Here is a 3,940-nt window from a genome sequence, read left to right as displayed (position 1 = left end):
TGACGCCGTTTCGTCTTTGGGTGTCGAGGATTTCCGGATCGATGACTATTCGGGGATCGCTGGCTGGGCCTCTTGTCCGCAAAAGGGCCTGTGCTGTTTGCCACTGACATACGCACCGGTCAGCTTTACAGATGTCTACATCGAAATCTTGAAGACGACCGGGGCCTACACCTATGTCCACAACCCGATTTTCGAGGCGCGTCACTGGGGCATCGTCGACGGGCAGGACGTGGAAAAAGGCATCTATCACCGGACCCATTCGGGATACGCAGTGGCCGCCTTCCATGAATCCCTGCGACTGACTTTGCAAGAGGGTCTGTCACGGCGGTCGATGTCGTATCGGACCCACGAAAAAGTCCTGCGGGACGCCGTAACCGAGATGGGGTGTCAGGTCACCTCGGACATGCCCAGCCTTGTTGTACTCAACTTGCCGCCGGAACTGGCAGGGCGCGAAATGGAATTGGTGCAAAATTGCCGGGCGCAGGGGTTTGGCCTGTGGCCGACGCTCAGCGCGCCGGTGCAGGTTCGCATCGGTATTCTCAACCAGCTCAATCGCGAAGCTGTCAGCCAGATTGTTCGCCTGTTTGCCCAAGCTCTGCGCGAGTTGGGCGCAGATGTCGATCAGGATGCAATCGAAGCTTTGCTGGACAGCCGCTACGGCACTTCAATCGCTGCATAAACAGGAGCGGATCACATGGATATCCACGAATATCAGGCGAAGGAAATCCTTTCGAATTTCGGCGTCGACGTGCCGTCAGGCGCGTTGGCCTACAGCCCCGAACAAGCAGCCTATCGGGCGCGTGAGTTGGGTGGCGACAAGTGGATCGTCAAGGCACAGGTCCATGCAGGCGGGCGCGGCAAGGCCGGAGGGGTCAAGCTGTGCAACACCGAAAACGAAATCTATCAGGCCTGCGATGATCTGTTCGGGCGCAAGCTTGTGACTCATCAGACCGGTCCCGAAGGCAAGGGTATCTATCGTGTATATGTCGAATCCGCTGTGCCGATTGATCGCGAGATTTATCTTGGCCTGGTGCTTGACCGCTCAAGCCAGCGGGTGATGATTGTGGCCTCGTCCGAGGGCGGAATGGAGATCGAAGAGATTTCCGCCGAACGCCCCGACAGTATCGTCCGGTCGATTGTTGAACCTGCGGTTGGGCTGCAAGAGTTCCAGGCCCGTGAAATTGCTTTCCAGTTGGGTCTTGAGCCGAAACTGGTGCAGCAAATGGTTCGCACGCTGCAGGGCTGCTACGCCGCCTTCAGCGATCTGGACGCCACTATGGTTGAAATCAATCCGCTGGTCATTACTGGCGACGACCGTGTGCTGGCATTGGATGCGAAGATGAGCTTTGACGACAATGCCCTGTTCCGCCATCCGCAAATCTCGGAACTGCGCGATAAAAGCCAGGAAGATCCCCGTGAAAGCCGCGCGGCGGACCGTGGGCTGTCTTACGTGGGTTTGGACGGAAACATCGGGTGCATCGTCAACGGTGCCGGATTGGCCATGGCCACGATGGACACCATCAAACTGGCGGGGGGCGAGCCCGCGAACTTCCTCGATATCGGCGGCGGCGCCTCGCCCGAACGCGTGACCAAGGCGTTCCGGTTGGTTTTGTCGGACAACAACGTGCAGGCCATTCTCGTCAACATCTTTGCAGGCATCAACCGCTGCGATTGGGTGGCCGAAGGCGTTGTTCAGGCGTTGAAGGAACTGGAACTCGAAATCCCAGTTGTTGTGCGTCTTGCGGGAACGAACGTCGAGGAAGGCCAGAAAATTCTGGCGAAATCGGGCCTGCCCATCATTCGCGCCACAACGCTGATGGAAGCCGCCGAACGCGTGGTCGGCGCATGGAAAAACGACCTTACTCAAGGCACCAAGATGAGGGCTGTGTAATGAGCATTCTTCTCGATCGTGAAACGCGCGTCATCGTGCAAGGCATCACCGGACGGATGGCCCGGTTCCACACCAAAGACATGCTCCGCTATGGGACAAATGTTGTTGGCGGTGTCGTACCTGGAAAAGGTGGTGAAACCGTCGAAGGTGTGCCCGTTTTTGACACCGTCAAACAAGCCGTCGAGGCCACCGGCGCGGATGCAAGCCTTGTGTTCGTGCCCCCGCCCTTTGCTGCCGATTCAATCATGGAGGCCGCAGATGCAGGTATCCGCTATTGCGTGTGTATCACTGATGGCATCCCGGCGCAGGACATGATCCGCGTAAAGCGTTACATGTATCGCTATCCCAAGGACAAACGCATGGTGTTAACCGGCCCGAACTGTGCCGGAACGATCAGTCCCGGTAAGGCGCTGTTGGGTATCATGCCAGGTCACATTTACCTGCCTGGCAATGTCGGCATCATTGGCCGTTCGGGCACGCTGGGCTATGAAGCCGCTGCACAGCTGAAAGAGCGCGGGATCGGTGTATCGACCAGCGTCGGTATCGGCGGTGATCCGATCAACGGGTCTTCGTTCAAGGATATCCTGCAACGGTTTGAAGAGGACAAGGATACCCACATCATCGCAATGATTGGTGAAATCGGCGGACCACAAGAGGCTGAAGCGGCAGAATATATCCGCAATCACATTACAAAACCGGTGGTCGCCTATGTTGCGGGCCTGACCGCCCCGAAGGGCCGCACCATGGGCCACGCCGGGGCGATCATCTCGGCCTTTGGCGAAAGCGCCAGCGAAAAGGTTGAGATTCTGTCCGCCGCCGGTGTGAACGTGGCCGAAAACCCTGCCGTGATTGGTGAAACAATCGCACGTGTGATGGAGGCTGCGTGATGGTCAAACCTTCGGTCTTAGTCACCCGTCGCTGGCCTGCCGCCGTCGAGGCGCAACTGGCAGAAAACTACAACGCCGTACTGAATACCGGGGACACACCAATGTCCCCGGCGGATATCCGGCAGGCGCTGAAAACCTATGATGCCGTCTTGCCCACAGTCACCGACACACTCAGCGCTGAAGCGCTTGATGTGCCCGGAGCGCAAACCAAGATCATTGCCAATTACGGGGTTGGCTACAGCCATATCTGCGAGCTGTCTGCGCGCGAGTTGGGCATGACAGTAACGAATACGCCTGATGTCCTGTCCGAATGCACCGCCGATATCGCGATGACCCTGATGCTGATGGTCGCGCGCCGTGCCGGAGAGGGCGAGCGTGAGCTGCGCGCTGGTGGCTGGACCGGATGGCGGCCCACGCATCTGGTCGGCACCAAGGTTAGTGGTAAAACGCTGGGCATCATCGGGTACGGCCGTATCGGGCAAGAAATGGCGCGTCGTGCCCATCACGGGTTCGGCATGGGCGTTCTTGTCTACAACCGCAGTCAGATTTCACCCGATGTTCTGGCCCAGTGCAACGCAACCCAGGTCGACACAATCGACGAGCTGTTGCCGCAGAGTGATTTCGTTTCTCTCCACTGTCCCGGAGGTGCCGCAAATCGTCACCTGATCAATTCACGCCGGCTGGATCTGATGAAACCCAACGCGTTCCTGATCAACACCGCACGCGGTGAAGTCATCGACGAACGGGCCCTTATACAGGCGCTGATGTTCGACATGATTGGCGGCGCAGCTCTGGATGTGTTCGATGGCGAGCCCCGGATAAGCCCGGACCTGATGCAATGCGACAACCTCGTGATGCTCCCGCATCTGGGCAGTGCAACGCGCGAGGCGCGCGAGGCGATGGGCTTCCGGGTTCTCGATAATCTGAGTGACTTTTTCCAAGGCCGTGAGCCGCGCGACCGGGTGATCTGACACCTAGTCCGCCCAGAAAAATGATCGCCGATGTCGCCACAACCGTTGCATCGGCCCTCTTCTACAGGAGCTTTGCGCCGTGAATGTCCCGCATCGTACAGACGGTTTTTTCACCCAATCCCTATCCGACCGTGACCCTGAGTTGTTTGGCTCGATCACATCTGAGCTGGGCCGCCAGCGCGATGAGATCG

General features: G+C 58.3%; 3 protein-coding genes and 1 pseudogene. All 4 read left to right on the top strand.

What is annotated here, in order from left to right:
- Positions 1–679: pseudogene (locus AB1A64_RS22305) on the top strand (aminotransferase); the annotation flags it as partial.
- Positions 680–694: 15 nt separating this feature from the next.
- Positions 695–1,891 carry a malate--CoA ligase subunit beta gene (locus tag AB1A64_RS22300; RefSeq protein ID WP_366554353.1) on the top strand — a complete coding sequence of 399 codons (1,197 nt, stop codon included), beginning with the start codon at positions 695–697 and terminating at the stop codon, positions 1,889–1,891.
- On the top strand, positions 1,891–2,778 hold the full coding sequence (gene sucD / locus AB1A64_RS22295; RefSeq protein WP_366554351.1) for a succinate--CoA ligase subunit alpha: 888 nt from the start codon (positions 1,891–1,893) through the stop codon (positions 2,776–2,778). The genes AB1A64_RS22300 and sucD overlap by 1 nt, the downstream gene beginning before the upstream one ends.
- Positions 2,778–3,749: a D-glycerate dehydrogenase gene (locus AB1A64_RS22290; RefSeq protein ID WP_366554349.1), complete on the top strand. Its 972-nt coding sequence runs from the start codon at positions 2,778–2,780 to the stop codon at positions 3,747–3,749. The genes sucD and AB1A64_RS22290 overlap by 1 nt, the downstream gene beginning before the upstream one ends.
- The last annotated feature ends 191 nt before the right edge of the window (positions 3,750–3,940 follow it).

This window comes from Ruegeria sp. ANG10, assembly GCF_040705255.1.
Taxonomy (GTDB): domain Bacteria; phylum Pseudomonadota; class Alphaproteobacteria; order Rhodobacterales; family Rhodobacteraceae; genus Ruegeria.
Note: the sequence above shows the minus strand (reverse complement) of the source record. Positions and strands in the feature narration are given on the sequence as shown.